This is a genomic window from Antrihabitans stalactiti, assembly GCF_012932915.1.
Lineage (GTDB): Bacteria > Actinomycetota > Actinomycetes > Mycobacteriales > Mycobacteriaceae > Antrihabitans > Antrihabitans stalactiti.
The window spans coordinates 38,584-65,076 of sequence record NZ_VCQU01000011.1; the positions used below are offsets into that span (position 1 = coordinate 38,584).

Sequence of the window (26,493 nt, forward strand, 5' to 3'; positions counted from 1 at the left end):
AAATTGTTTTAAGATGTGTAATGAGTTAATTGTTTGCGCGTCGCGCTGTTTCCGCCGCTCTCGCTATTCGTCTTCACCGTTCCTCGGCCCCAGATTTCCTGACATACGATGCGATTCCTCGATACGTCGGACGTAGGCATCAATTTCGGCTATTTGCTCGTCGCTCAGGGATTGATGTTTGGTGCGGAAGTAGACCGGCAAGCTCGGCAGCGGTTGGCCCGTCGTCTCGAAGTGGGCGGCGTAAAAATCCTCGACATCGACCTCCAAAGCGTCGGCGAGTTTCTGCATCGTCGCAGGTGTGAGGTTGGAAATGGCACCCGTCTCGATCCGTCGTAGGTTGCCGCGGTCGATGCCGCTAACCTGCGCGAGCGCGTACAGCGATAGGCCACGCTCATCGCGCAGACGCTTCAGTAGCTCGGATAGTGGTGTGGGTGCCAGATTCTGTTCCATATTCTCAATTCCTTTGTCTCTATTTTCGCAGGAATTGCGAGTCGGGGCAATATCTACCACGTGTGGAATTGACAACGGCATTTGTTTCAGGGGGTCACGAGGTGAACAAATGAACGCCGCTGCTCGTTTCCGCCACATACCACTCTGTCCGGAACACGTCTTCCAGCAGCGCGTAGTCGATCTTCAGAAACGGGGCGATGCCAAGTTTGTCGCCAAGCCTGGTGACCTCGTCTGTCCATCCCATGCTGTCGGCCCATTCTTCAACCAGCTCACGCATAGACTGGTACGTGCCGTAGTAGCAGTCTTCGAAGCCGTCGGTGGTCGCCTGATCGGTACCGACCCATTCGGCATAGGTGGCGAAGGCATCGCCATGTTGCTCGATACCAACAGCGAGTCGGTGGATAGTCTCGATGGTGTCGTACTCCTGGAGCCGCAACGATTCGAAGCCGACATAGTCGTGGACTGCGAACTCTTCGGCTCCTTCGTCCGTCGAGACACGCAGCATGCGTTCGATCTGGTCGTTGATCTCGTCAACCTCAAGCGTCGGATCGATCCAGACGCCATGCAGCCGCCCGTCGTTGTAATCGCTCAGCGACGCCACATAGATGTGTGGCCTCGTCGCAGGCGAAGCCTCCTGCTCCGTACTGGCTTCGGTCGTGTCAGTGTTGTTTTGAACGTTGTCGTGTGATTGTTTCCTCTCCATCGTCGTGGTCTCCTTTACCGTTGTTGTTCAGTTGTATTGCGTGACTGAGTAATTCGTTCATCGGCTTGCCTGGCATAGTCCGCGTTCAATTCGATGCCGAGCCATTCGCGCCGGTGTTTCTCGGCGGCGATGGCGGTCGTGCCAGACCCCACAAATGGATCGAGCACCAGCCCCGGCCGCCACGGTTCTGCTCGGCATCGACACTGCGGGCGCAGCACGCCGGTACGGAGCAACCGGTCATCGTGCCGTCGGTTGGCTCGCCGCCACGAAGCGCCACAGGCGGTGCAGACCCGTTCGGGGCACCCAGCCAATACGCAGCGCTCAGCCAGCCCGAGTGGATAGACGGCATAATGTGCCCCGCGATACGCAGCGGTCGGAATCGTCCAGACATCACCGGGTGACTTGCCGAGCGGATGCGAATTGGCGCCGTGTCGTTTCATTCGATCGAGCCCGCGATTGCGATCGACGCTGCCACCAGCTGGTGTCACGCTGTTCGGCGGATAGCCAGCAATCTTCTTGCGCGGTTGGGCACCGCGCATGCTGGCCGCCGGAACCCGAATGGTGTCAAGATCGAAGTAGTAGCGGGGGCCGCGCGTCAGGAGCAACAGGATCTCGTGGCTGTTACTCAGCCGGTCGGTGACGCTTGACGGCATGGCGTTGGGTTTGGCCCAGATGGCGTGGTTACGAATCAGCCAGCCGTCGTCGGCCAGCGCGACAGCTAGTTTCTGCGGGCCGAGCAGCAGCCCCTTCTTCGGTGCTCCCTGCGAGAGGTGCGACGAATAGCTGTCGCCAACGTTCAACCAAAATGTGCCTGTGGGCGTCAAGATGCGCGCCAATTCGGCAGCGACGAGCCGCAGATGCTTCACCCAGTCGTCAACACTGGTCTCACTTCCGAGCTGGCCATCGCGGCCGTAGTCACGCAACCCGAAGTAGGGCGGGCTGGTGACGATGCAGTCGACTGAATCGTCGGGCAGCTCAGCGAGCCGATCAAGGGCATCGCCCACGAGAATCGTGTTGGTTTTCATGATTCACCTCCTTTCAGTGTTGGTGCTTCGTTTGATTGCCCGAGCAGTAAGCCGATGGAATTTTCAGCGGTCGTGACGGCGAACAGCGGCCGAACTTCCACGGGCAGGTGCCGGATCACTCCTGCGATCCGTTCGGCCCGAGCCGTATTCGGCACGACCCACAACACGCGCGGGAAGGTGCCGATTCGTCGCTGCTCGCTACCCGAGCGCCAGTAACTGACGTAGCTACGGCATTTGGCGCGGATCGTGGTCAGGCTTTCGGTTGCCATGTCGCACTCGATGAAGTGGACATAGCCGCGCTCACCGTCACCCGTCTGGACGAAAGCGTCTGGCCGAATCGTGGATGTGCCGCCGTGCGCCGCTGGATAGCGTCGCCAGCAAGCCGGTTCGGCGTCGAAGCTGACCAGGCGGAGTGACGTTTCATTCGCGTCACGGGTGGTTTCGACCAATCCGACGTACAACTCGCTGACCGCCAGCACGTGCGCGACGAAGCGCTCGCCAGGTTCACTGGCTACCCGACGACGTGGTGAACCGTCGATCTGGGCCAACGCAGTGAAGCCACGGCTCGTCAGGCGGTAGACGAAACCATCGGAACCGGCACGGATTCCGCCTACTCGGCGATCGAGTCGCCCGACGAGTCCTCTGATATACAAGCGCTGCAGCACCGAGCGGGCCCGGCGCGCTCTGGTAGCGGGTGACCCATCCGAAACGAGCAGGCGTTGCAGCTGCCCGCCATTCAGTAGCCGCAGCACAGACAGCAACCGAAGCAGTTCGACATCCCGTTCGCTGAGCCCGCCGACCCCCGTGCGGCTCCGGGCGCTCATGGCAAACCTCCATGAGAAGCGCAGAGATTCGTCAGCACTTTCCGGTCATCCACGCACGTGGCCAGGCCTTTTGACTCGACATGATCGGTAGGCCGACCGGTAGGGCTAGTTGGCCGGCGGTTCATGGCCTGCCTCCACCTGGCAGCCGGCCTATGACTCCTGTATCCGGCGGTTGCTCCCAGCGGCGCAGTAGTTCGGCATCGATGGCAGCGCCACTTCGGCCAAACCGTGCTTGGCTGGCTCGCCGAACATCACTGGCCTTGTTGATTGCTGCGGGCAGTGGTTGCGTTACCAGATGAAACGCGCCGTCATGGTCGTGCATCGCGGTCACGGCCTCGTATTGCTGCAGTCTCAACAGGTCGTCGGCAGTGACCGCGAGGCTGCCGAGCTGCGCTGCGAGCGAAGTCGCGTCATCCCCACTTGGTTTGAACACCACCCGCGAGCGCATGTTGGCGCTGACTGCCGCCCTCATAGCCGGAGTCAGTTGCGGCAGATGTTGATGGGCAGCCGTAACCCCAATTCCCATGCCGCGAGAGGTTGCGAGTACGTCGGCAAAATCCAAGCTGCCCGCGAACAACTGCCACTCGTCTACGATCACCGATGCCAATCGCCGCTGAGATTCCGGAATCCGCGTCCGCCGCTGGATGGCTGCCCACAGCTGCCCGAGGAGCAGTGCCCCGAGCACACCCGATGCCTCTGGCCCGATGACGCCACGGTTCAAACTGACAAGCACGATGCCTCGGTTGTTCAGAACGTCGTCCCAGCTCCAGCCGGGATCGCTTTGGCCGAGTAGGCGGCGGATGCTGGCCCGAGACGTGAAGCCGCGCAGCTTGTTCATGATTGGTGCGACCACCTGGGCGCGTTCGCCGTCAGACAGGTTGTCGAACCACGCCAGCCAGGGTCCGAGCACGAGCGGGTCGTCAATCCTCGCAGCCACCCGCCTACGGAAGACCGGATTGGCGAGTATCGCTGGCACGTCGACGAGGGTGCCGTCGGGGATGCGGCTGGCAATGAGCAGTGCGTGGAGCAGCACGTCAGTCGACCGTGGACCGAGTGCCGCGCCGTGCAGATCACGAAACAGCCCAACAATTTCGTCAGCTCGCCGCTCGATGGTGTCCAGATCACCGGCCAAGGGGTTGGTGCCGATCGGCCGGTTGGTTTCACCTGCCTCGACAACCACGACGCGCCCTCGAGCATCATCCTCGAGTCGCTCGAGGACCGCGTCGCAGAGATCGCCCTTCGGCTCGATCAGCACCAGTGCCCGACCAGCTCGAATGTCGTCTAATGCCATATGCGCCAAGAGATTCGATTTGCCAGAGCCAGTCGGCCCGATGGTGTGGGTATGACGGCTGATCGCTGATGCTGGCAGCACGACCGTTTGGCCGAGCGTGGCCGGATGCTTGCTGACACCGAGCACACGACCGCTCGCAGACGGAAGCGGCGGCACGTTGCCGATCGGGACGATGCGGCCGGTGGCGTCATCAAGCGGTAGTGCGAGCAGGACCGCCAGCTCTTTGGCGCTGACAATCCCCGTCCAGCGCTTCCTTGCCACAAGATTGAGCGCCTGGGCACTTCGTATCGATGGTCGGTCGATCCGGAGGTGCCCGTGGGCACTGTCGGCCAGCTGCAGCGCACCTCGCAATCCGCTTAGTGAAGCAGCATTACTCGTGGTGCCGATACGTCCCCGAACGGCGAACAACGGTTCACTGGCCTTCTGACGCCAGACGCTGTGGTCGGTGGCCGACGGTTCATGAATCGGTCGGAAGCCAAGCTGTTCGCTGAGGGTGAATTCGGTTGGCGCTGTTCGTCTTCCCTGCGATGGGCCGAGTAGCCACTGCAATACCAGGGCGTCGTCTTCGGGGCAGCTGGCGAGTGCCGCGCCCACGGCGGTGCTGACCTGACCGGCAACATCGGTGCGCAGGCTGGCGGCCAGGCTAGTCAGGCGAATGTCGGCAGCCGTACTGACGGTTGGTCGACCAGCGGGGTTGAACGGCCGAAACAACAGGCCAGGTAGTGCTGCGGCTAGTTGCCGCACAAATGGTTCACCGAGCGGTGACTCCACCGCCAGCAGATACCGCGTGGTGCCGGTGATTTGCCACTGTTCGATCACGACCAACGGCGTTCGTCGCATCATCCCGATCACCGGCCGCGAGGCCATCGGACGGACGAATGCCGTGACGCTTTCCAGCGTCAAACCGCGCGGGATGAACAGCTCCCACCATTGAAGAGCGCGGTCAGGCATGTTCTGCCTCGCGTGACGACATCTGTTCGTTCGATTTTGCTGGCTGCCGTTCCTGATCGAGCTGTTGCCGGGCGAGCGCAATACAGGCCCGAGCGATCTTGCGCAGGGCTGGGTGATCGTTTTCGTCACGGGTGACGCCGACGATTCGCACTGCCTCGTCTGCTCGCTTCTTGGTTAGCTCTGCTCGTTGCTTGTGGGTCATGGCTCCCTCCTCTCGTTGAAATAGGTTGGTACTGCTCGTGATCCGCTCCAGTACGCCCGATTTTCGGGTGCACGAAAGACACCGTCGGAACACGTGCGTGTCCGAGGGAGAGTCCCCTCGAATGACCCAGACACCGATGACGGTGCGGGCGGACTGGATTTGGATCGCTCTGGACGATGCTGGGCTGGCCCGGATTCATTCACGACACTGCGAGATGATCGCGAACCACGCGCCTCTGGCTCAGTCGACCGTGGCTTGAATTACCACGTCGTCCACCAATTACTATGCGGGGCAACGATTACCACGTCAATACAGTGTGACGATTCCACAACAGCGATCGGTACACCTACACCGGGAGACGCAAGGCCACCCTTTGTTCCAAATTTCTAGTGCCCGATCCTGCCTACCATGACGCGGTAGACCACGGAAAGTCCGACGACCATGGCCAGCAGCGGCACCAACGGGTGCAGCAACTCCCATGCCACTCGGCCCGCGACCGCCACGGCCAGCACACCGACCGCCAGACCGAGGATCCGGCCTGGCAGCGGCGGTTTGATGCTGTCTGTCACGGTTACTCGCCCAGACTTTTGCGGAATGCGTCGATCCCACGTTGGCGCAGTTCACCAGTGAAGACGCAGCGGCCAGGGCAGCGGTGCGTTGCCCGCAGTTGCTGACAGCGAGCCAGCAGTTCGGCGGAATCCGTGCCCTTCTGCCGACGTGCGGACTCGTTTGCCGCCCGGCGCCGTGTGGCAATGTCGGCTATTCCGGCGCGATCCAATCGAGTTTGGGATTGCAGCGAATTGCGGGCTTTCGGTTCGCCGACCTGTATGGACAGCTCACCACCAGACCGCGGACCGACCATTTCTCGCCAGCTGTCTCTGTGGACTTCGGGATCGCGAGCCCTCGGATTTTGGCGATCAGACATCACCGATCACCAGCCCTCGGTGAGTTTGGCCGAGCAGCGTGGGCCCGATCTTCGTCCTGCATCATCCGGCGAGCACCGAGGAACACCTCTCGAATACGACGGGTGTTGTCGAGGGCCGTCCACTCGGCATCAAGACTGCGGCGTTGGCGCTCAAGCTGACTGCGGTCAGTCGAGAGCCTGTTTTCCGAGAGCTTGAAGCCGATGGCTACCAGCCCGAGACAGACAATCGCCAGCAGGAGCAGGACCAAGATTGTCTCGATCATGGCTACTACTCCCGTCCCGTATCGGCCACGATGTTGGCCATCATGACGGCTGCGGTGTCAGCAATAGCTCGGTACCGGCCTTCGCCGAGGGGGCACCGGCTGATGTACAACGCTTCGAGCTCAGTGAGTCCGGCGACAGATTGCATCGCCTCGTTGGCGACGTATTCGAGCGCTCTGACACGCGCGGCTTGCACCATGCCTCGGCCGTGCTCGATGGCGACGCCTTCGTTTACCGCCCGATGTATCCGAGCAGGCACAGTTTGGCGGCCAACGGCCAGCGTTCGGCCGATCGGGCGGACGCCGACCGCATCACGCAGGCGGTTTGGAAGGTTGGTTGGCATTTTGGTTCCTCCTTTGCCGAACCCGCCCGGACGATCCGGGCGGGCACGGCGAGCAGAGAGCCAGCGCGAGGAGGAGCCTCCACGGCGGGTTGTACGAGTCAGGGTCCGATCAGAATCCCTGACTCGTCAGATCAACGTGTGCGAAAGGCCTCGTCCAGTTCATCTACTCGATCCTGTTCAGCATTGAGCGCTGCACCAAGGCCGTACTTCCAGCAGTTGAATGCGAATTGCTCCGGATCAACTAGCGACCTCCCGAGCGTCCGCTCTGCAGCACTCCGCTCACGAGCTAGGAACAATTCGATCGCGGACGCGATCAGGTGGGGGTTGTCAGGAGTGAGACGAAGGACGTCAAGGTGGTCATTGGCCGTTGTCCTGCAACCTTTCGTGTCCTCGTCCGGGTAAGATGTCAACATGTCGCGCTCTGCAAACGTGTTCAACTCGATCGGCGAAATATCCATTGGGAGCTCCTTCTGGGGCGGTGGCAGTGAACTACATGTCGAATTTGACGAAATTCTCGGAAATGCAATACGCCCACCCGTGGAAGCTTCCTTCCGACAGATTTCCCAAAAATTTCCCTGGTAGATCGCGATCCGTGAGCACCTCCTCCAGTTCGGATTCGGCGCTGCTGAGCCTGTTGCGTGAGGGCTGTTCAGACTGGAAAGTACTAGAGTCGGAACCGATCAAGTCATGGGCGCGAGAGCGATTTGCACACTTGCGAGATATCCCCGAGAGTGCACTACCTGGATCCATTCGACTTGCGATCCTAAATGCTTGCGAGAAGCACCTCGTTTCGAACAAGTACGTGGACGACGAAGTAGTCTCGATTCTTGTCGGCAAGAAGGAACGTGCTTTAGCGCGGAGATACGTGACGGCGGAGGCTATTCGGGAAACATTGATGGAGCTAAAAGCCATCGGCGAACGCCGAGTGAATCAAATCCTGGCAACGGAAATCGCGCCGAAGATACTTCGCGCAATCGAATTGCAAGGCGCAGGTTCTCCAAACTTGAAGTCGGAATGGCTTGACTGTGAAGTAAGTCTTTCTGCAAGGCCACATCCGTCACACGCGGAACGCTATTATCTACGCGTCGAACTCGAATTCTATTGTTGTTCGTGTGACATAGTTCTTGGCGTCACCGACAATGAAGGTATTGCCGATATGTTATGCGCGAAGTATCCAACCATCACCGAGGTTCTTGTACCTTCCCGAGGCATGACAAGCCGCGCCCATATTCAGTGCTACGACCCAACCGACAACGCTCGCCTCACCGATCTAGTTCCGATTGCTCTTTCCGACACTGATGTACTCAAAATTATCGGGCCAAGTGCCCCGACGAGCGGGGTTCGCTATACAAAGTTCGAGTCACCCGACTACACGGGAAATCTTCAATATCGTTTAGTATTTGATCATGAATTGTCGATAACGACTCATTGCTTTTGGAGCGCGCCACGTCGACTTCATCTGCGCTCAGTAGAGCTTGATTTCGCCGGTTTTCCCAACGCTGATCGCTATGAGTTCGATATTATCCCGAGGATGGGAGTGTTGTCAGTCTTCGGTAGCCATGCGTTGAAGCGCTGGTCGATCATCGGACCGTGCTGGATTGAGTCTGGCCAGGGCGTCTACGTGAATTGGTCAAAGATTGGAGATCGGATTGAATCGGCCGATAATGTTGATTAGTAGACATAACGATCCTCACGCTCAGTTGATCACAAAACGCGCAGCGTCGTTGGGCATTGAGATTCGTCACCTGCGCCTCGGATTAATCGATAAGTATTACACGGTGAGGAGTGCCAACTATGGTCTAACGATTGACTTTGATAACTTTGAATATTCCGCACAATCCGCCGAACAATCAGAAGTTCTGTTTCTTCCGTTTGATGTTAGCAATCCTCCGTGGGTCAACCCACAGGGCAGCGATTTCACAACGAGAGAGTGGAATACGACGATTGAATGCGCCTTATTACAATGGTGGGATGCATGCGACAGGAATTGGCTTATTGCGCCTGGTGCACAAGTCCTCCAGGACAGGAAGATCTATTTATTAAACCTTGCCGGACAAATAGAACCAGAACTGACGATACCTGCGACACACCTTGGCACCAGGTTTCCTGGTCTGGATATTGACAATCGATTCGTCGGAAAAGCTTTGAATGCCTGGCAACAGGTTCATAAGGGACGCTTCTTCAATACAACCGAATTGAGTGCTGGCCAAATTCTTGCGTTAAGCCAAGGCGGAAACAACACTCCTATCATGATCCAGAGATACGTTCCGCACAAATGCGAACTGCGCATCTATTTCGCCCGAGGAAAGTTCGCGTGCGTGAAGGTGGACAGCGGAACTTCTGAATTATCTGACTTCAGGCTACTAACTACAGATACGGGGAGTGCCGAATTTTACCAAGAATGCCTGCCACGTGATATTATGAAAGGGTTGATAGAACTTTGCCGCAGGATCAATGTCTTCTATTGCTGTTTCGATTTCATCGTCGATGAATCCAGTCAGCTTTGGCTAACGGATATTAACCCAACAGGTAGCTGGCGTTACCTATCGAGAGACTTCGACATTGATGTAACTTCGTTTATTCTGGACAACTTAACAGGGGATAGGTAATCAGGCCATGGAAATAATATTCACAGTTCCACGACGCATTCAAAATAGCGACGACGCGCTCCACTGTGTCCAGGCCGCGTTTTCGATGACTGTGGAGTCGCTTACCAACGCACGGGTCGATAATGACCTAGCGGAGAAACTGACTGGTTTCACCGCCGGCGTAGAGACCTGGCCCTATCGCATGCTTGCATGGTTCGCAGAGAACGGGTTTGAGGTCGAACATATTGATGCCCTCGATCCCGTCGCGTTCATCGAGAGTCCACGTACGGAGTTGGAACGGTGCAACCTCGACTCCGAAACGATTGATTACTACTTTCAGATCACTGATTTCGAAGCGGAGGGTGTTGCGATTCGTCGCTGCATTAAGGCGGGAGTTAAGTTCTCAATACGGATTCCAGAGAAGCTGGACTTGACCCGGGGGTTAAAGAGCGGGTGGTTGCCCGTAGTGGCGCTTGACGCTGCTGCCCTAACGCAAGAGGTACGCGACGGATTTCAGGGCCACACCGTTCTGATAACAGGGTTTGATGCTGAAAACGATCGATTTCTAGTTCAGGATTCAGGCCCGCCTGCTCGATGGGACTGGGAAGTAACCGGTGATCAAATTGTGAAATCCATGCGCTCGATCGCAGAGACGTCAGGTACGATCACGCTCGTAAGACGCCCGGCCGCAAGGCTGAAGGGAGGTGCAACCGTGGAGCTAAGTGAACAGCTCGCCTCTGAAGCGAGCGGTCAGGGACTTGACCCACAGCCGTCCGGCTAACGAAGGCTTTGATGGATGGTTGTAGGTACCCGAGTTCAGTCGAGCGACAGACTTGTGTACCTACACCCTCTTGCTTGACTCCTTGGAGACTTGGTCTGGATAGAACTCACCCGACAGCGGAATCGGACCACCTGAGTTCGGCTCGGTGTACATGCCAGAGTAGTCCGACGTTTCATTCTCCGTCGTTTTCTCGCCCTCGAAATGTGCGCTGCTATCTTGCTCAGCTCCGGACACGACTTCTCCTAACCCTTGCTTGCGCTAACGGACAACGTCATCCTACATTCGATCGGAGTTCGTCCCCATTTAGCAATCGTGAGGCACCGTCGACGTCGGCGCTAGACGACCTCGCAAATCCTCGATAGGCGCTCTCGCGCAATATAGGTGCTTTCAATTTTGCTTTATTTCATGGATAATAGTGACACTGCATGAAGAACACGTCACTCCTAACTCGATTTTACCGACTAAAGCTGATACTTAGTGGCGTTATTCTCATCGTTCTGGGAATGCTCTCCTCCGTAACAGCCGATTGGCTCGAATCAACGCAAATAGCGCACGCTATCGTCGCGCTCGCCCGAGGTCTTTCTGACGTCTTACTCGTGACCGGCGCAATAGGTATCGCGATAGATTTCTTCACCGGCCGGGATAAGGACGCCGCCGACACCGAGCGAACTAGAACGGTGCTGAAGGAGCTGACGCCAGATTTCGCTAATGCGGTCATCAAGGGATTCCGGGTGAACAAGGAAGACTTGCAGCGAGTTGCCTCGCCGGAGTTGCTCGATGACATCGCCACGAACGTGCTGTCACTTCGCCTCGGCGATGATCAGTTTGCGCAAGAGATCTATTCCGACATACGCGACCAAGCCATCCATACGCCAGAGCGTTGGCATGACGTGAAGGTCAGCGTTCGGCTCTCTACTGCAGTAGAGAGGAGCACCGTAGGTGCTCCTCGGTTCGATGTCTTAGTTGAATGGGAATACACGACCACGCTCAGTCATCCGACGGCTCGCTTCACGTGCGTCTCAGACTGGGATGAATTTCACGAACTGCTCTCCGATGTTCCCGCCACCTCGGTGTGGCTGATGCCGCAACGTCCAGGTTTTGACGCATCTGACCGCGCGGCCTACGAATTAGTGACATTCAGCATCGACGGCGAACAGCGCAAGATTCGACGAACTGAACGGCAAGGCGCGCAGACGTACAGCGTCGACATCGGTGAAGAGGTCGTCCGCGCTGGCCGACCCGTTCGCGTGCGCTACGCCTTTCGCACGATCACTGATCCCGCCAACCACCGCCTGTTCCTGACCGCCGCGCAACCTGCTCGTGACGTCTCCCTTGCTATTGACTACTCGGCAACGGACATATCGCGGCTGAGTGTGATCGACCTCGTCCCCAGCGCACGTCGCCCGTACGTGAGTCAGCTCCCCGCCGGCACAACCGGCAGGGAGCTGACGATGGAGCTTTCCGGCTGGATTCAAGCCGGTACTGGTTTCACCTTTGTGTGGACCCTCGACTCCGAAGAGACGACAGCGCATCCAGGCACACGCCCAACATCCGCCAGCCCCGCTGCGTAACACCACTCCGCTGTTGCTCAGAAAATAACGATCCGCCGCCAGACATTGTTTTCCTTTCGTCACCTGCCGAAGAGCCCTTCAGCCAGTCGATGCTACTTATAAGTCTGTAGACCTACAAGTAGCATTTCGGCAGCGTCATGTCCCAACATGGAAGGTGACCTGCAACGCGCTGTTGGCCGAAATCTGCGCCGGTACCGGCTGGAACGTGGCCTGAGCCAGGAAGCTTTCGCCGACCTGGTTGGTGTCCATCGGACGTACATGGGCGGCGTCGAGCGTGGCGAGCGAAACTTGACGCTGCGCAGCCTTGAGAAAATCGCCGACATCATCGGCATCGATCCGCTGGCACTACTTTCCGAGTAGTGATCGAGTCAACGGCGCACCGCATCGGTGCTCGACGACCGTGCAAATTCCCGCTATACATATGCATGACATCGGGATCACCGAACCTGTCGGTACCCGCACATACGCTCGAATCGAACAAGCATTCGCCCGCGGGGTCGAGCTTGAAATCGAAGGGACAACGACGACGATGAGTCGCAATACCCAACGCGCAGCCGCGAAACCGCGGCAAGCAGATGCGGAGCCTGACGCACCCAGGCCTATTCTCGGCACGGCATCGGTTGGTCAACTATCCGACTGGGAAACGAACCTGGTCGACCCGACACTCAACTTTGTGAGCGGTGATGCACGCCAGACCGGACTGCCAGACAACTCGGTCGACTTGATCGTTACATCCCCGCCGTATTGGAACAAGCGTGACTACGGGCATGCAGATCAGATCGGCCTAGAGCCGACCTCCGGCGCCTACATTGACGCAATTCTTGAGTGCCTCAATGAGTGGAGGCGCGTCCTCCGTCCTCATGGATCTGTATTCCTGAACGTCGGTGACACCTACTACAACAAGTCTTTGCTTGGCATCCCGGGCCGCATCGAGTGGCGGGCTGTCGAGGAGGGGTGGCTCGTGCGTAATCGCATCATTTGGGCGAAAGACTCCGGCATGCCCGAGCCCGCGAAGAACCGTCTCGCCAACCGTCACGAGTACGTCATCCACCTCACGTACAAGCCGGACTACTACTACGACCTGGTTGGCTACTCAGAGGCGATCGGCAACGGGGCCAACCCGGGCGATGTGTGGACGATCAACCCGGAGCGGAACATGGGGCAGCATCTCGCGCCGTTCCCTCGCGAACTGGTGCGCCGCGCGATCATGCTGGCCGCGCCGACACAGATTTGCGCCACGTGCAATGTGCCCCGTCGCCGTGTAGTGGAGCGCACCGCTGAACTGAACGCATCGCGCCCGCAGGCGAAACGGGCGATGGAGCTTGCCAAGCTGCACAGGTTAACCCCCGAGCACATCCGAGCGATCCAAGCGTTCGGCGTGTCAGACGTTGGCAAGGCCACTAAGTTCCAGAATGGCACTGGCCGCAACAGCGCTGAGGTCCAGCGCCTCGCGAAGGAAGCCAAGGATGCACTCGGCGGCTACTTCCGTGAGTTCACCTTTGCCAACAAGCGCACGGTGGGCTGGACCGACTGCGGACACGGGACGCCCGCCCGCGGAGTTGTGCTCGACCCATTCGCAGGAACCGGCACGACCCTCAAAGTTGCGATCGAGGAAGGGCGCGACGCGATCGGCGTTGACCTTGTCCCACTAATGAATCAGCCCGAAGTCGGTATCTGAATCGGGAGCCCGGCCAGGCTATAGATCGTGTTTGCCATTACAGCCAGTGACTCGTCAATGTGTTCTTCAGAGGAGAGGTCGAGCCGATAGTCGTACACGTCGACTGATCGAACACGGCCAACGTAGACGAGGCCCTTTGTGCCCTTGATCCAAGGGTGGATGAGCAGGGTCAGTGGCCGCCCGTACCGAAGAGCGTAGGTGACGGCCTGCTCGACCTCGCCGCGCTCGGGCAACACGTCATCGGCATCAGCGTGTTTGCCATGGGCAGTGTTCTTCACCTCTGCGATCAATAGGAAGGTGCCGTCGGCCGCGCGGAGAACTATGTCGGGCTGTGCCTTGCCCGGGTCTCGTGTGGCAAGAGCCTGTAGCGGTGTCCCGAGCGGCGCAGGCAAGGGATCAGGCACGTCGTACAGGTTTACCTTCCCGTCGGTGTTGCCATCCAGCACGTCGACAGGCCAGCCGTGTCTCGCCGCGTGTTTCGAGAGGGTGACGCGTACGAAGTTCTCGAACAACTTGTTCGTGTCGATCAACAGCGAGCCCAGCTTCACGTCGGCGCCACCGAGGTCGAGCGCAATGCCGACGCCGCGCAAGATCAAGACAGAGAGGTCGAGTATGGGTCGGTAGTAGGCGCGAGGGTCGGGCAATGGCGTCAGGCCGAGAACCTGCGGATCATCGAGGAAACGGTAATCGGGGTCATGCGCCACCTCTTCGAATGCCAAGAGCTGGCCAGCCAGACGCGCGATCCTCCCTCGGTCGCCCTTGCGCGGCTTGTCCTTCGCCTTCACCAAGTGGGCGTGAACAGCCTCCATCGCGGCCTTGACACACCGGTTGAGCGACGTGTCGACCGTACGCTCGAACCATGAGTAGGCGGCCTTGTTCGGTATGCCGCGCGCGCCGAAGCGCTGCATTGTCCGCTTGAAATCAATACGGCCATGCGGGAAGTGGCCTTCGCTCGCTCGTCGCTCGTACTCGCGTTGCAAGCCCGAATCGACCAATTCGTCCGCGTAGTCGAGGAGTGCGTCGGTGTAAAGATCCATCGCCCAGTCGTCGGCGGTACCACGGCCTGAATACTCCCGAAACGCCGAAAGTGCCAGCACCGTATGGCCAGTCTCGATCACCATGCGGGTGAGGTTGGCGATGGGAACCCGTGGCTTCACCCGCACGACGACGTGCTCGTTGAGCGGGATTACGCCCACGTACGAGGTGGCCTGCAGACGAAGCACGCCTTTACGGAAGTTGGCGCGCAGAATGTCACGCCCATCGATCTCCGAGTTGAGGACGATCTGATGGGCGTCGTTCAGCCACAGTGCCGTGTCGATCTCGATGTGATCGTACTCGGCGCACTCCACCACTTCGATGTCGTTCGGCAGGTGAGTCACTGGCCCGCCTCGGGGTCCGGCGGCGGCTCGCGACCACTTGCGCCCATAGGCGTCCCTTCGGGGGCCGGAACCACAAAGGTCCGCTTCCATGCGGCTTCGACGTCCGCCAGTGTGTTCACATCGCGCCGGAATGCCCGCTGGACCAGATACTTGAGTTGATACTCCCAAATGTCCATCAGTGAGGCCGTGTCAGAAGCATCGGCAAAGTACGCATGTCCAACGGCAGCGGCCGGGTTCTTGCGGGCGTGCTCGTTGACCCGGCGGAACCAGCGAAGCACGCCAGCCGCAAGGGCTTCGTCCATCTCGTTGTCGACAAGGATGCCTTCCAGCAGTTCCGCGCTCGGGTCCATCGATATTTTGGCGAAGCGGCGCTCGAACGCGGCGTCGACCTCGTCGACACCCCTGTCGAAGGGGTTCATAGTTGCGAGGATGATCAAGTTGGTCGGGACCACGAGTTCGTCGCCATTGGCGATTCTGAACGGAAGCTCTCGCTTGCTCCGTTCGACATAGGTAAGAGCCTCGCCGAATACGCGCCCCACGTCGGCGCGGGATAGTTCGTCTATGACAAGCACGTACGCGTTGCCGGGGTCATCCTTGGCGTCATGTGCCAGACTAAGGAACGGGCCCTTCTTGATGCCGAAGCCATCGTTCTCAGGGGAGAAGCCCAGCATAAAGTCCTCATACTGGTAACTGGCGTGGAATTGGACGAATCGGCAGCGAGCGTTGTCACCACCTGTCAAATGTTGCGCGGCGGCCGCTGCGTAGAACGACTTCGATGTTCCTGGTGGGCCGGACAGAAGGACACCGCCGAACTGATTCGCCAGTCTGATGATCTCCTGAACGCGCGGGTCGTTGGCTGCGATTTCAGGTGCATCGGGAGCCGACGAGGCATGGCCAGTAGCGGCCTTTGCTTTGATCCCGATACCGAGGTCGTCGGCTGTCAAAGTCCGGACCTCGGGGATGAGTTCCTCAAACATTGGCAGTCCAAGAGCCGGATGTCGGACCGGCGGCCACACTTGGCTCGGCGAACCAGACGAAGTCGATGTCAGTAGGCACTTCAGTCGTGAACAGCGTCACGAACTCGTTCTCGGTGCCACCCGGATAGGCGAACTTTGTTCTGAACGCCGCAATCAGGTCATTGGGATCAGGATTACCGGACAACACGAAACCATCGTTTCGGAGAAAGTAGGCCCCCATCGCGAGTGCGGACACGGGCTTGTCGTAGAGCATCTGCGTGCGTGCGAGTTCTACGTGATTATCCGGCCATGCGTAGGCGCTCTCGTCCGCCCCTAGCCACCCGCCCCCTTGCTGGCGACGAATGGAGCCGGGCGACCAGCTGCCGGAGATGTTCTCAGCTCTCCAGAAGGTGGGTAGCGGCCTACCCGTGCGCTTGCCGCGGTCGATCATTGGAAAGTAGTACGGCTTTGTCGGGTTGCCCGGCATCTGAATCAGCTTCATCAACTCGGCCGACTTTGCCGACGCATCATGCAGCTTGCCAGCCCGCTGTTGCATCCGGAGATACAGGTACATCACGAAAGTGGGATGGATACGTTCCGCGCCAAGTGTGTCGATTCCCCAGCGCACAGCATTCATCGTTAAGACGTGCGTAACAACGCGATCATGGTCAGCCACATGAGCCAATCTAGTCGCGACGGCGGAGAACTAAGGTCCATATATCCAGCGAGCCGTCTCCAAGAAGCTCGCGCCGAGCCCGATATCTGTTCGGCGCGGTGAGCTTGCCTGAAGGGCTGAACAGATGTGGCGGCTGTCGGGTGCTTGTAGCCGCGTATTAGCCAGCTGAGAGAATAATTCACATGTCGAATCTTTTGAGGGCAGGTTCTCTGGCGCTGACTTCTAGGCAGCACATCGGAAGTCCGGCTGGCTAGCGGAGGAGTCTGCCATGTCACGAACCGTCCACCATGATGGCTGGCGTCATCGGCGTCAGGCTTGGCCCGATCCGCCGTTGTCATGTTGGTCTGAGCAAATCCTCAATAAGTCCCGAGTCCACGGAATCGGCCTGTAAGGAATCTGACGAAATCGCAGAACAACTAATCCTCACACTAGCTGTGTTTCATTCTCGGACGCCGCGATGTCTTCTTCGGAAAAGAGCGGTTGCCGGGGGAACCCTATGCTGTGAAGCTCATTGCCGCTCTCGTCAAGGAAGGTGTGCACGGCCCAGTCGCCGACGATTCTCACCACCTTTTCTGATGTCCTTGCAACTTCAATTCGCCGAACTTCCGAGGATGAGTCCGCTGCTGCAGCCTCTCTAGATGACGGGTCAATTTCATGATTTACCATTAGGTCTCCTTACTTTTGTCTGATGATCTAATATTAACATTTTTATTTCGCGCTGGTGGAGAATTATTTGCGGCATGTTCAGAATCACTTTCGAATGCACGCGCTATTGCGTCGGCGACCGACCAGCCAAGGGGTACATGGATTTCCGCTGTGAATGTGTCGGGCGGGTCGCTATCGATACACAGAAATGCCGCGATCGGCGCGAAGTTATCGTCCCCGTTATTCTCGACTGTACGAGTTAGGATCGGCCAAACGACCGTGGATTTATACGTGCGATTCGGGCTCGAATTCCGGTAACCAGGAAACAGATCGACATTATTGCTGAACCAAAATTTCTTACCCTCGCGGTACAATTCGTTGAAGTCGGTATTCTGATCGATGTAATGCAGCTCTGACTCGGCTCCGCCTACATGCCTATTGCTTCGGACCACAGCCCTGACACGTGGTCGCGCGGTCTCCGCGTCCACAATCTCCTTTACGCAAACGCGACAGTCAACACCCAGGGCGTCCGTAAATGAACGCGCCATGTCGTTACATGCCGTTCGCATGAACCTCAGCGTTTCCCGCTTGCTCAAAGGTGTACGTAGTTCAGCAATTTCGTCATTCAACGTGTGAGCAACCTCAAGCACTAGCATTCCGGCTCGTTGAGCGTTTCTAAGTGATTCAAAATCTTTTCGAATATTGTCGACTGACTCTACGAGCGCTTGGTTACTACGCGAGAAGACCCGAACCATATAGGCAGTCAATGCGACGTATGTCAAAACGATGAAGGCGGTAAGAAAGGCGGACTCAAGGGGCGTGACGCGCCCTTTGACAGTCGCGATCGTGGCGAAAATTGTCACGCACGTACCGACGATGCCGAAAACCACACCTGTCCAGTTAGCAATCGGTCCGGGACTCACGGCGCGAGCTTTGAAGGACGGTTTCATAGGGTCACGATTTCGCCTGTCGGGTCAGCAAATCACACGGGTGTGATTCTGCCCCAAAGGCCACGACAACATCGGATGTGCCCCACGACACGCCACCAAGCATTCTGCAGTCCCCCAGGAAAACGAAGCTGCCATTCCCGCCGATGCTGGGTGTATCGGCTTTAGAACGCCACCGTACCGCAGCCGCCTCAGCGCAACCATTCCCTTCGTTAAGATCACATACCTCTGATCCGATCTACCGTTTGTCGTCATCGACGCCGGACGCCTCGTCTACCGGATTGCAGAATCAGCCGATCAAGATCCGCTGCCATACCACCTCGACTTTTTCCTCATGGGCGACAAGTCGACAACTGGCGTGTGCTTGCCGTTGGCGAGCCCGCAGACTGGCTCCCGTACGCCCGTCGGGCTGTCGAGCTAGTCCGGGCCGAACAAGCCGCATCAGGCATGCTCAGCCAACGACCGAGTCGTCCAACGTGTCTAGCAGGCGTTTCGTTTCCGGCGATGGTTTCGAAAGCCATGCACTTCCCTCCGCCACAAGCAAGCCCCGACCGGATAATCGGTCGGGGCTTGTTTGCTTGTGAGTCAGTCGCTATTTCCTCGGATCGACTTCGCAACCGATGCCGTCGTTGTCACGGTCCAAGTGCGGGCCGTATCTTTCGTCACCCTTAAGCACCGGCGCCCCACCGTCATTCCATGCTTCGGTGCAGTTCTTGTACGGCGAGCTTTGCAACTGCACGTCGAGGGGATGCGCATTTGCCGCCACCAACGGCGTCAGCAGCACTCCGGCAGACGCGAAAACGGTGATGCCAACGGTACGAATGGCCTTGATCATGATTTGCCCTCCCAAGCAAACGGATCCCGGCCCTCGGCAAGTAGGACATACCGCGCGCGTCTTCGCAGCCGAACGGCAAATAAATGTCCCTATTGGGGGACTTCGCTACTTCTCCTCCGTCATGTCGTCACACGGCTTCCATTTGCCGTCCTCTTTCTTGAGGAGGCTGTTCTCGGTGGACGGTTTCTGCGCCTCGCCTTTGTACGTGGCTTTCGTCGTGACATCGACGTGTGCGCTGTCGCCCACGACCTTGATGTTCTCCATCTTGACGAGCTCGATCTCGACGTCGTCGAGAACGGCGAGCTCGTCTTTGGAAGCTTGGTCGAATTCGGTGCGACTCGCCTCGCAGGACAATGCCAACGCTGCCTTTGCGCCACCGGACGACCAGGCCTCGTAGAAGGACTTCACAGCCGCTTCGATCTGCTGCTCTTCGGTCAGTGCTGACTTGTCGTTCGTCGACGAACACGCGGGCGCGAACAGACCTACGATGACCAACGCACCGGCAGCGATCGCGCGTCTCTTGAGTGGTCGCTGAGATTTCGTCATTGAGCAGTCCTGTCGGTGAGGCCTGGGGTTGGCATGTAGAACGTAAGCGACAAAACACCCAACGAAAAGCGGCGCCCCCAGCTGGGGACGCCGCTTCTTCGGTCTAATTGTGCGGGTCAGGCGCTGATCAGTTCCTTCGCCTTATCGGCAACGCGCGTCGGAACGAGCGAGAGCTTTGCCGACTTACGGTCCGGCAGAGCCAGCTTGAAGATCTTCTTCCATACGCTGGCGAGCTGCTTGTGCATCGCCTGGTTGTGGTACGGCACGCCGTAGCGTTCGCAGATCTCCTTGACCTCGACCGACATTTCTTCGTACCGGCTCGCCGGCAGGTCGGGGAAGAGGTGGTGCTCGATCTGGAAGCTCAGGTTGCCCGAGAGGATCTGCAACCAGCGGCCGCCGGTGAAGTTGGCCGAGCCACAGACCTGGCGGTAGTACCAACCGGCCTTGCTTTCGTCTTCGGTCTCTTCGATCGAGAACGTCTGCACGCCTTCGGGGAAGTGACCGCAGAAGATGACCGACGAGGCCCACCAGTTGCGAATGAAGTTCGCCGTCGCGTTACCGGCGAAGGTCAGCGGAGCAAAGGGACCGGACAGGACCGGGAAGATCACGTAGTCCTTGAGCGCCTGCGGACCGGACTTCCGAAGGAAGCGACCGAACGCGTCCTGAGCTTCGGCCCAGGTCTTCTCGCCGCGAATCATCTTCTCCGACTCGAGCTCCTGGAGGGCGGTGCCCCACTGGAAGAAGCTCTGCAGCAGGAACGCATAGATCGGGTTACCGAGCCAGACCGGGTGCCACGGCGTTTCCTCGGTCAGGCGCATGACGCCGTAACCGGTGGCGTCGTGATCCTTGCCGACAATGTTGGTGAACGTGTGGTGGATGTAGTTGTGGGTGTAGCGCCAGCTGTCGCTCGCGATCGTGTTGTCCCACTCGAAGGTGCCCGAGGTCAGCGCCGGGTCCTGCATCCAGTCGTATTGACCGTGCATGACGTTGTGGCCGATCTCCATGTTGTCGATGATTTTCGACAGCGACAGCGCGGTCACTCCGGCGATCCACGCAGGCGGCAGGAAGCCGACGAAGAGCAACCCGCGTCCGGCGATTTCGAGCTTCTTCTGGATCGACACGATGTTGCGGATGTAGTCGGCGTCGCGCTCACCGAGATCGGCGACTACGCGCTGACGAATACCGTCGATTTCCTTGCCGAAGGCTTCGATTTCTTCGGGCGAGAGCCTTTTGTGGGCTGTGGTGGTCATGGCTGTCCTCCAGGTTGAATAGATGATTAGAGGTCGACGGAAACGTTGCCGACTGGCACGGATACGCAGAGCTTGATGCTGGTTTCGGTTTCGCTGCACAGGTCACCGGTCATGACGTTGCGAGTGGTGCCCTCGTCCTTGCGACGTACGCAGGAGAAGCAGATACCCATGCGGCAGCCGTATTCCGGCGTGAGCCCGGCATCCTCGGCCTGCTCCAGCAATGTGCGGCCGCTGTTCGGCGCCGACATTCCGGACTTGGAGAAGCTGATTTCGCCTTCGGCGTCGTCGGTGCTGACGGTCCGGACCGGTGCGGCGAACTGCTCGAGGTGCAGTTGGTCTTCGATGCCTTCCTCGGCCCACAATCCGCGGACTGCGTCCATCAACGGCAGCGGACCGCAGACGAAGGTTTCGGCTTCGGCGTAGTGCTTGTCAGCGGCGATCAAATGCTCGCGGCTGAAGAAGCCGGACAGGTCGCCGCCAAGAGGCTGGTTCGTGTAGGCGCGGACGATCTTGACCGACTCGTACTTCGCCTTGATCGCGTCGAGTTCTTCGCGATAGATGACGTCGTCTTGGGTGAACGCGTAATGCAAGAAGGTGATCTTGCCGTTGTAGGCCTTGTCGCACAGGGTGCGCAGGATCGACATCACCGGGGTGATTCCCGAGCCGCCACTGATGAGCAGGATGCGTCGCGGATGCGGCAACGGCATGACGAACTCGCCTTGCGCCTGCGATAAGTGAACAACTGTTCCGGAAACAGCGTTGTCTCGGAGGTGCCTCGACACGAGCCCGTTCGGGTCGACCTTGACCGTCAACTCGATGAGACCGTCGCGGCGGAACTGCGAGTTCGCCGGCGAGTAGCACCGGGTTCGACGCACTCCGTCGATGTCGACCGACAGGCGGACGAACTGCCCTGCCCGGAAGCCCTGCCAGTTGGAATTCGGCCGCAGGACCAGCGTGACACTGTCCGCGGTCTTGCGGGTGACCTGCTTGATTTCGGCCCGAACTTCGGTAGGAGACCACAGCGGATCGATCATCTCGACGTAGCGGTCTACGCCGTGGGGCGTGAAGGCTGCCTTCACCAGGGACGAACGCAGCACGCGCCGGCCCAGCTTCGACGATGTCAGAACTTGGGTACCTGCGGACATGATCTGCTCCATTCGGTGAACGTTTGTACACCGAATACGTTAGGGGTGATTGCTGGTAACAGCAAGACGTGGGGCAGCGACTTCCGCCACACAGCGCGGTCTTTATGACCCAGCTCACAGAAAGCTGAAGGATGGCGCTGTGTCGGGGCGCCGAATAGAATTACGGTTCACCCTCGCAAGTGAGCACACTTTTCTCGCCTGGATGCGGACCTCACTCGGCTTGGTAACCCTCTTCTGAACTACTCCCCTTCGTGGGTGGCCTTGTCCTGAGTGACTGCATGCGTGGCTGCCTTCGCGCGCTCGAACAGACTCGACGCGAGCCCACTGGCTTTCCCAGCTGCCTCGCTCACTGCGCCGGCAACCGACTTTCCGCCGGGCACCTGATCTGCCAAGGCCCGGATCGGGCTCACGCCGTCTTCGATCGCACCGAACGACATCTGCACCACCTGCGTCGCGGCGCCCCTGGCGGCCCCTGATGCGAGCAGAACGGTTTCGTCGAATTCTTTCGCGATCCCTTGCTCTTTCGCGTACTGCTCCAACAAGTCCTTGCCGAGCCCGGCCTTGTCGAGTAGTCCCGCTTCCAGCGCCTTTTCGGCGGCCTTCTGCACGAGACGACCCTGGACCGTCACCTGCACGGGGACGCCGTCCTTACGCGCGCGGTCGTGAATGCCACCCAGAATCGCCAGCCCGGTATTCCACTCGTTCGTGAATTCCGCAGCCTGCATGACGCTTGGTAGCACGTTCTCGAGATTGAGGAAGGCAGCCTGGTCGGACAGTCGTTGCAGCGCAGGCAGCGGAACGTTGCTCGACAGCTTCAGTACTTGATTCCAGACGTTCTGCTGCTGATCCGGCTCGAGAGTGGTGCCCAGCAGGTCGTCGTCTTCGTTGTCGGTGATGATGCCGATGGCTTGCTCCCGCTTGTCGAGCGGCATCCCCGCCGCGACTTCGAGCATTTCGGGGAGCACGCCGTTGTCACTCGCGGCGACGAGGGCGCTGTGCATTTCGGTCGGATCGAAGTTCGCTGCGATCGTGGACACCGCGTCTTGCTTCGGCTTCGGCAGCAGCGAGACCAGCGGCAACAAGTCCGACAGCTTGCCTGCAGCGACGACGCCCTTCACTTCACGCTCGAAGGTCGCTGGGTCGAGCTTGCCGATCTCGTCGGCGAATACCCGTTTGACCTGCTCAGAAACTCGGGAAATCAATGGCAATGCAGACGCGAACAGTGCGGCCGACCCTTGTGCGGTGCCTACTGCTTCGTTGACGACCTTGGCGACGACCGCTCGATCCTGGAATGCCGAGACACTTGCGAGGCCGCTCAACCCCGCATCGCTCAGGTGCGGAACCATCGGTAACAGCGCGTCCCATACATCGTTGCGGACCGCAGATTCGACCAACGTACTCATCACCTCGGCGCCGTCGAGCGCCTTGGCCTTCGCAAACCGTGCGAGATTCTGCGGGGTCATCTGCCGGGTGGTCGGCAGCAGCATGTCCCACTCACCTGCCGAATCCACCGCCTCGACCAGCGCGTTCAGCACCTTGTCACTCTGCTGGGCGGCGATGTTCGCCATGCGCCCCCGCGTGTGAACGTTGACCTCGTTGAGGAGCTCGATGGCGACGTCGAGCAGATTCTCTTCTCTCGCGGTCTGGATCACCCGCGCGATCCGAGCGTCGTCGATGAGCGGAATGATGATGTCGAACTGATCCTTGTTCTCGGTGACCTCGGCGATTCTGAGCAGCGAGACGTCATCGAGGATCGGCAGCACGCCTGCCAATTGCTCAGGGGTGACGAAATCGACGAGCTGACCCATCGAGATGTATTCACCGGAGGCGATCATCACGGGAAGCAGTTTGCGGGCCACGTCGACGGGAACTTTCGACACCAGCTGGCCGATCTTGCGGGGGTCGACGTATGGCAGCGTCTCCGCCATCAAGCTCACCGGCAACTTCGGGACGAGCTTCAGCGCCTTCTCCTCGTCGACCAGGCCCGCGACGCCGGCAGCCAGGCGAGGCTCGAAGTAGATCGGGGCGAGCTTGACGATTATCGGATTCGGTACCAACTTGGCGGCGGCGGCGAGGTTCTTCAATCGCGACTCTGCGCCTTCGAAGAACTGATCGGCTACGAGGTAGCGAAATTCGCGAAGCTGGCGCCAACCGATCGTTTCGAGGAATTCGAGCGCGGCAACGTCTTCCCCGAGTACCCGGGACAGCTTGATGATCTCTGCTTTTGTGTCGACAGCGTCGCTCATTTCTTGCCCCCGATGATCGCCCGGACCGGTCCGCGAAGCATCATCGGCAAGCCGTTGATCGTCGCTTCGGTGCTCTTGTCCAGCTCGGCCAACTGATGGACTTTTGCGTGTTTGAGCGTGTCGACGAGCCAGGTGAGCCGCTCCTCGGGCAAAGCCCTGAACTTGTCGGGCAGCGAACCGCCCAGCTCGTCCGCCAGTGTTTGCGCGCGTTCACTCATTGCACTCTCCCGCTCGAAGTCCCACGACCCTGCTGTCGTGATTTCGACCCTAAGCTCGCGCTGCTGGCGAGACAGGAGAACCGACGTTTTCCCCGTTATTGCTCGTTGAGCGGTTCGCGACCCGCGCCGGGGGAGCCTTGGTAGGCCTGCACGATTTCGAGCCAACGGTCGGCTTCATGCCCGACGGCCTGCAATGCCGTGTCTTCGCGATGCCTACGACGGGTGGCGACCAAGGCGAAGTCGAGGGCGCTGCCGAGAACGCGCTGCGAGGTGTGCGCGTGCCCGCCGGTCCACGTCTTTCCGCTGGGTAGCGACAACTCGACCCTGATTTCTTCGTCGGGAAGCGGCTGGTTGTGCGCGTCGAACGATGCTTTCTGGTTGTGGACGGCGAGTTCGGCGATGTACTTCAGGCGGTCAGTGCCGACGACCTCGACGCCGATCGTGTCCGCGATATCGAGGGTGTGCGCCCATGCCTCCATCAACCTGGCCTTGGCCATCCACTCAGGCGTGACCAACCCGCTGAACCACGGAATGCGGCTGTCAGGCGGCAGATTCTTCAATGCCGTGGCCAACGACTTGCGGGTACTTCGCCACAGACCGAGCATGACCGGTCGCGGGGCAAAACCGGTCAGGCGTGCGGTGCCGTCCCCCAACAGCGCGGGGTCGATCGCACGTCCGGCCGAGCCGACCGCCGCGGCAGGAGTGGCAACCCGAACGAATTTGCATGCGGTCAGCGTTGCGGCGTCGCTGGTTGCGAGATGGGCGATCTGATCCTTGATCTTCCAGCCCGGACTCGGTGTCTGCGTCTTCCACAATTGATCGTTCAGCTTCTCCAGGAGGCGGTCGGTCGCCGCCCATTCCTCCTGCAAATCATCGACGATCTCCGCAATATCGCTCACGTCCGCGACGTTAGTACAGGCGCCAAGCCGTCACATCGGTTCGGCGGGATCGGCCGAGCCTAAGGTCTAGGAGTGGACCGAGACCGTGATGAAACGGGCCGAGCGCGCAACGCCCGTGCGCGAGATGCGCTGGGGCGCCCCTTGCCCCCGGGCAGCATCGGCGCAGCGCGCATCCCGGACGACCTCGATCTTCCTCCGGAAGAGACGCTGACCTACGCCCAACAGCTACTCGACAGCGGCCTCGCCTTCAATGCGCACGAAGTGCTGGAGGCGGCCTGGAAGAACGGTCCGGAGGACGAACGCGAGCTGTGGCAGGGGCTAGCGCAACTTGCCGTCGGGATTACGCATATCCAACGAGGAAATCCGAAAGGCGCGCGCACCCTGCTCCGACGGGCGTCGAGTCGCATCGGAAGGAGCGCCGCTCCCTACGGCATCGACGCAGCCGGTCTCGTCGACTTTGCGGATGGCCTGCTCGAATCCCTCGCCGCCGATGCTCCCTTCTCGACGGAGCAGCTGAAGCCGCGATTGACTAACAACTAGCTTGTCCGAAATATGCAATCCACAGCCGCGCGGTGGGGGAACACTCGAAGGATGACTACAGAAGAGAACACCGCAGACCGCTTCCGCAGGCTCGCTGCCACTCTCACGCAACGCGTCGATTCGGTACCGCAGGACCGGTGGGACGACGCCTCGCCGTGCGACGGCTGGAGCGCACGCGATGTGTTGCGACACGTCGTCGATTCGCAGGCGGACTTCGTCACCAAAGTCGACTTGGAGATTCCACCGGGCCCGTCCGTCGACGACGATCCGAGCGCGGCGTGGCAGCACACACGCGACGCTATGCAGGCAATTCTCGATGATCCCGCCAAAGCGAACCGCTCGTACGACAGTTCCTTCGGCAGCTCGACGTTGGCCAAAACCGTCGATTCGTTCTTCTGCTTCGACCTCGTCGTCCACGGTTGGGACATCGCCCACGCGACGGGGATCGACGAGTCGATCGCTCCGAAAGACCTCGATTTCCTGAAGAGCTTCGCTGATGGAATGGGCGACATGATGCGGACCTCCGGATCCTTCGGTCCAGCTGTCGACGTGCCCGTAGATGCCGACCAACAAACGAAGGTCCTCGCCTACCTTGGCCGCACCATGTGAGAATCTCCG

Annotated in this window: 32 protein-coding genes; 9 read left to right on the forward strand and 23 right to left on the reverse strand. The window is 59.4% G+C overall.

The window, feature by feature from the left end:
• Nucleotides 1–63: 63 nt before the first annotated feature.
• The 11 genes from FGL95_RS25915 to FGL95_RS25965 form a co-directional block, all read right to left on the reverse strand.
• Nucleotides 64–450, reverse strand: coding sequence for a helix-turn-helix domain-containing protein (locus FGL95_RS25915; protein WP_169592809.1), 387 nt, complete (start codon nt 448–450; stop codon nt 64–66).
• A 94-nt stretch (nt 451–544) separates the two neighbouring features.
• On the reverse strand, nt 545–1,153 hold the full coding sequence (locus tag FGL95_RS25920) for an antirestriction protein ArdA (protein ID WP_169592812.1): 609 nt from the start codon (nt 1,151–1,153) through the stop codon (nt 545–547).
• Between the two features lie 14 nt (nt 1,154–1,167).
• Nucleotides 1,168–2,178, reverse strand: coding sequence for a DNA-methyltransferase (locus FGL95_RS25925; RefSeq protein WP_169592815.1), 1,011 nt, complete (start codon nt 2,176–2,178; stop codon nt 1,168–1,170).
• Nucleotides 2,175–3,002 carry a replication-relaxation family protein gene (locus FGL95_RS25930; protein ID WP_169592817.1) on the reverse strand — a complete coding sequence of 276 codons (828 nt, stop codon included), beginning with the start codon at nt 3,000–3,002 and terminating at the stop codon, nt 2,175–2,177. The genes FGL95_RS25925 and FGL95_RS25930 overlap by 4 nt, the downstream gene beginning before the upstream one ends.
• A 121-nt stretch (nt 3,003–3,123) precedes the next feature.
• The gene (locus FGL95_RS25935) at nt 3,124–5,244 is read right to left on the reverse strand and encodes a type IV secretory system conjugative DNA transfer family protein (protein ID WP_169592820.1); all 2,121 of its coding nucleotides are present in this window, start codon (nt 5,242–5,244) and stop codon (nt 3,124–3,126) included.
• Nucleotides 5,237–5,446 carry a hypothetical protein gene (locus tag FGL95_RS25940; RefSeq protein ID WP_169592823.1) on the reverse strand — a complete coding sequence of 70 codons (210 nt, stop codon included), beginning with the start codon at nt 5,444–5,446 and terminating at the stop codon, nt 5,237–5,239. Before FGL95_RS25940 ends, FGL95_RS25935 begins: the two co-directional genes overlap by 8 nt.
• Nucleotides 5,447–5,832: 386 nt before the next feature.
• Complete coding sequence (locus tag FGL95_RS25945) at nt 5,833–6,015, reverse strand: hypothetical protein (protein WP_169592825.1); 183 nt, start codon at nt 6,013–6,015, stop codon at nt 5,833–5,835.
• A gap of 2 nt (nt 6,016–6,017) precedes the next feature.
• A complete protein-coding gene (locus FGL95_RS25950) occupies nt 6,018–6,371 on the reverse strand; it encodes a hypothetical protein (protein ID WP_169592828.1) in 354 nt (117 codons plus the stop codon).
• Nucleotides 6,371–6,634 (reverse strand): hypothetical protein, encoded by a 264-nt coding sequence (locus FGL95_RS25955; RefSeq protein WP_169592830.1) that lies wholly within the window; start codon nt 6,632–6,634, stop codon nt 6,371–6,373. Before FGL95_RS25955 ends, FGL95_RS25950 begins: the two co-directional genes overlap by 1 nt.
• A 5-nt stretch (nt 6,635–6,639) precedes the next feature.
• Nucleotides 6,640–6,975: a hypothetical protein gene (locus FGL95_RS25960; RefSeq protein WP_169592833.1), complete on the reverse strand. Its 336-nt coding sequence runs from the start codon at nt 6,973–6,975 to the stop codon at nt 6,640–6,642.
• A gap of 131 nt (nt 6,976–7,106) precedes the next feature.
• Nucleotides 7,107–7,433, reverse strand: coding sequence for a hypothetical protein (locus FGL95_RS25965; protein ID WP_169592835.1), 327 nt, complete (start codon nt 7,431–7,433; stop codon nt 7,107–7,109).
• 344 nt (nt 7,434–7,777) lie between these two features.
• Here FGL95_RS25965 and FGL95_RS25970 point away from each other — a divergent pair, with 344 nt between their 5' ends.
• The 6 genes from FGL95_RS25970 (at nt 7,778) to FGL95_RS25995 (ending at nt 13,593) form a co-directional block, all read left to right on the forward strand.
• The gene (locus FGL95_RS25970; protein ID WP_169592837.1) at nt 7,778–8,650 is read left to right on the forward strand and encodes a hypothetical protein; all 873 of its coding nucleotides are present in this window, start codon (nt 7,778–7,780) and stop codon (nt 8,648–8,650) included.
• Nucleotides 8,651–8,675: 25 nt separating this feature from the next.
• Complete coding sequence (locus FGL95_RS25975) at nt 8,676–9,584, forward strand: ATP-grasp domain-containing protein (RefSeq protein WP_169592840.1); 909 nt, start codon at nt 8,676–8,678, stop codon at nt 9,582–9,584.
• 7 nt (nt 9,585–9,591) lie between these two features.
• Complete coding sequence (locus FGL95_RS25980) at nt 9,592–10,344, forward strand: cysteine peptidase family C39 domain-containing protein (protein WP_169592842.1); 753 nt, start codon at nt 9,592–9,594, stop codon at nt 10,342–10,344.
• A 425-nt stretch (nt 10,345–10,769) separates the two neighbouring features.
• Nucleotides 10,770–11,915 (forward strand): hypothetical protein, encoded by a 1,146-nt coding sequence (locus tag FGL95_RS25985; RefSeq protein ID WP_169592844.1) that lies wholly within the window; start codon nt 10,770–10,772, stop codon nt 11,913–11,915.
• A gap of 147 nt (nt 11,916–12,062) precedes the next feature.
• Nucleotides 12,063–12,275: a helix-turn-helix domain-containing protein gene (locus FGL95_RS25990; RefSeq protein WP_169592845.1), complete on the forward strand. Its 213-nt coding sequence runs from the start codon at nt 12,063–12,065 to the stop codon at nt 12,273–12,275.
• Between the two features lie 61 nt (nt 12,276–12,336).
• Entirely contained in the window at nt 12,337–13,593 is a 1,257-nt protein-coding gene (locus FGL95_RS25995; RefSeq protein ID WP_240963312.1) for a DNA-methyltransferase, read from the forward strand.
• Here FGL95_RS25995 and FGL95_RS26000 read toward each other — a convergent pair.
• The 9 genes from FGL95_RS26000 to FGL95_RS26040 all read right to left on the reverse strand — a co-directional run bounded on the left by FGL95_RS26000 (nt 13,572) and on the right by FGL95_RS26040 (nt 21,972).
• Nucleotides 13,572–14,972 (reverse strand): 5-methylcytosine restriction system specificity protein McrC, encoded by a 1,401-nt coding sequence (locus FGL95_RS26000; RefSeq protein WP_169592848.1) that lies wholly within the window; start codon nt 14,970–14,972, stop codon nt 13,572–13,574. The two genes, FGL95_RS25995 and FGL95_RS26000, sit on opposite strands and share 22 nt — an antisense overlap.
• Nucleotides 14,969–15,916 (reverse strand): McrB family protein, encoded by a 948-nt coding sequence (locus FGL95_RS26005; RefSeq protein WP_206072322.1) that lies wholly within the window; start codon nt 15,914–15,916, stop codon nt 14,969–14,971. The genes FGL95_RS26000 and FGL95_RS26005 overlap by 4 nt, the downstream gene beginning before the upstream one ends.
• Nucleotides 15,917–15,941: 25 nt before the next feature.
• Nucleotides 15,942–16,604 (reverse strand): hypothetical protein, encoded by a 663-nt coding sequence (locus FGL95_RS26010; RefSeq protein WP_169592850.1) that lies wholly within the window; start codon nt 16,602–16,604, stop codon nt 15,942–15,944.
• A gap of 423 nt (nt 16,605–17,027) precedes the next feature.
• Nucleotides 17,028–17,270 (reverse strand): hypothetical protein, encoded by a 243-nt coding sequence (locus FGL95_RS26015; protein ID WP_169592852.1) that lies wholly within the window; start codon nt 17,268–17,270, stop codon nt 17,028–17,030.
• Complete coding sequence (locus FGL95_RS26020; RefSeq protein WP_169592855.1) at nt 17,270–18,199, reverse strand: hypothetical protein; 930 nt, start codon at nt 18,197–18,199, stop codon at nt 17,270–17,272. The genes FGL95_RS26015 and FGL95_RS26020 overlap by 1 nt, the downstream gene beginning before the upstream one ends.
• Before the next feature lie 589 nt (nt 18,200–18,788).
• Nucleotides 18,789–19,031, reverse strand: a complete 243-nt coding sequence (locus FGL95_RS33200; protein ID WP_169592857.1) for an excalibur calcium-binding domain-containing protein — start codon at nt 19,029–19,031, stop codon at nt 18,789–18,791.
• Nucleotides 19,032–19,136: 105 nt separating this feature from the next.
• The gene (locus FGL95_RS26030; protein ID WP_169592860.1) at nt 19,137–19,577 is read right to left on the reverse strand and encodes an Rv0361 family membrane protein; all 441 of its coding nucleotides are present in this window, start codon (nt 19,575–19,577) and stop codon (nt 19,137–19,139) included.
• A gap of 116 nt (nt 19,578–19,693) precedes the next feature.
• Nucleotides 19,694–20,827: a fatty acid desaturase family protein gene (locus FGL95_RS26035; RefSeq protein WP_169592863.1), complete on the reverse strand. Its 1,134-nt coding sequence runs from the start codon at nt 20,825–20,827 to the stop codon at nt 19,694–19,696.
• A 26-nt stretch (nt 20,828–20,853) separates the two neighbouring features.
• Nucleotides 20,854–21,972: a ferredoxin reductase gene (locus FGL95_RS26040; protein ID WP_169592866.1), complete on the reverse strand. Its 1,119-nt coding sequence runs from the start codon at nt 21,970–21,972 to the stop codon at nt 20,854–20,856.
• A 139-nt stretch (nt 21,973–22,111) separates the two neighbouring features.
• Here FGL95_RS26040 and FGL95_RS33040 point away from each other — a divergent pair, with 139 nt between their 5' ends.
• Nucleotides 22,112–22,210 carry a DUF202 domain-containing protein gene (locus FGL95_RS33040; protein WP_338080026.1) on the forward strand — a complete coding sequence of 33 codons (99 nt, stop codon included), beginning with the start codon at nt 22,112–22,114 and terminating at the stop codon, nt 22,208–22,210.
• 1 nt (nt 22,211) lies between these two features.
• Here the strand turns inward: FGL95_RS33040 and FGL95_RS26050 are convergent, their stop codons facing one another.
• From FGL95_RS26050 to FGL95_RS26060, 3 genes are all read right to left on the reverse strand, one after another.
• Nucleotides 22,212–24,218 (reverse strand): hypothetical protein, encoded by a 2,007-nt coding sequence (locus FGL95_RS26050; protein WP_169592869.1) that lies wholly within the window; start codon nt 24,216–24,218, stop codon nt 22,212–22,214.
• The gene (locus FGL95_RS26055) at nt 24,215–24,436 is read right to left on the reverse strand and encodes a hypothetical protein (protein ID WP_169592872.1); all 222 of its coding nucleotides are present in this window, start codon (nt 24,434–24,436) and stop codon (nt 24,215–24,217) included. The genes FGL95_RS26050 and FGL95_RS26055 overlap by 4 nt, the downstream gene beginning before the upstream one ends.
• A 95-nt stretch (nt 24,437–24,531) precedes the next feature.
• Nucleotides 24,532–25,335, reverse strand: a complete 804-nt coding sequence (locus FGL95_RS26060; protein WP_169592876.1) for a maleylpyruvate isomerase family mycothiol-dependent enzyme — start codon at nt 25,333–25,335, stop codon at nt 24,532–24,534.
• A gap of 72 nt (nt 25,336–25,407) precedes the next feature.
• On the opposite strand from FGL95_RS26060, the gene FGL95_RS26065 reads away from it, so the two are divergent.
• Together FGL95_RS26065 and FGL95_RS26070 are read left to right on the forward strand one after the other, a co-directional pair.
• The gene (locus FGL95_RS26065; RefSeq protein ID WP_169592878.1) at nt 25,408–25,875 is read left to right on the forward strand and encodes a DUF309 domain-containing protein; all 468 of its coding nucleotides are present in this window, start codon (nt 25,408–25,410) and stop codon (nt 25,873–25,875) included.
• Between the two features lie 51 nt (nt 25,876–25,926).
• Nucleotides 25,927–26,484, forward strand: coding sequence for a TIGR03086 family metal-binding protein (locus tag FGL95_RS26070; protein WP_169592881.1), 558 nt, complete (start codon nt 25,927–25,929; stop codon nt 26,482–26,484).
• The last annotated feature ends 9 nt before the right edge of the window (nt 26,485–26,493 follow it).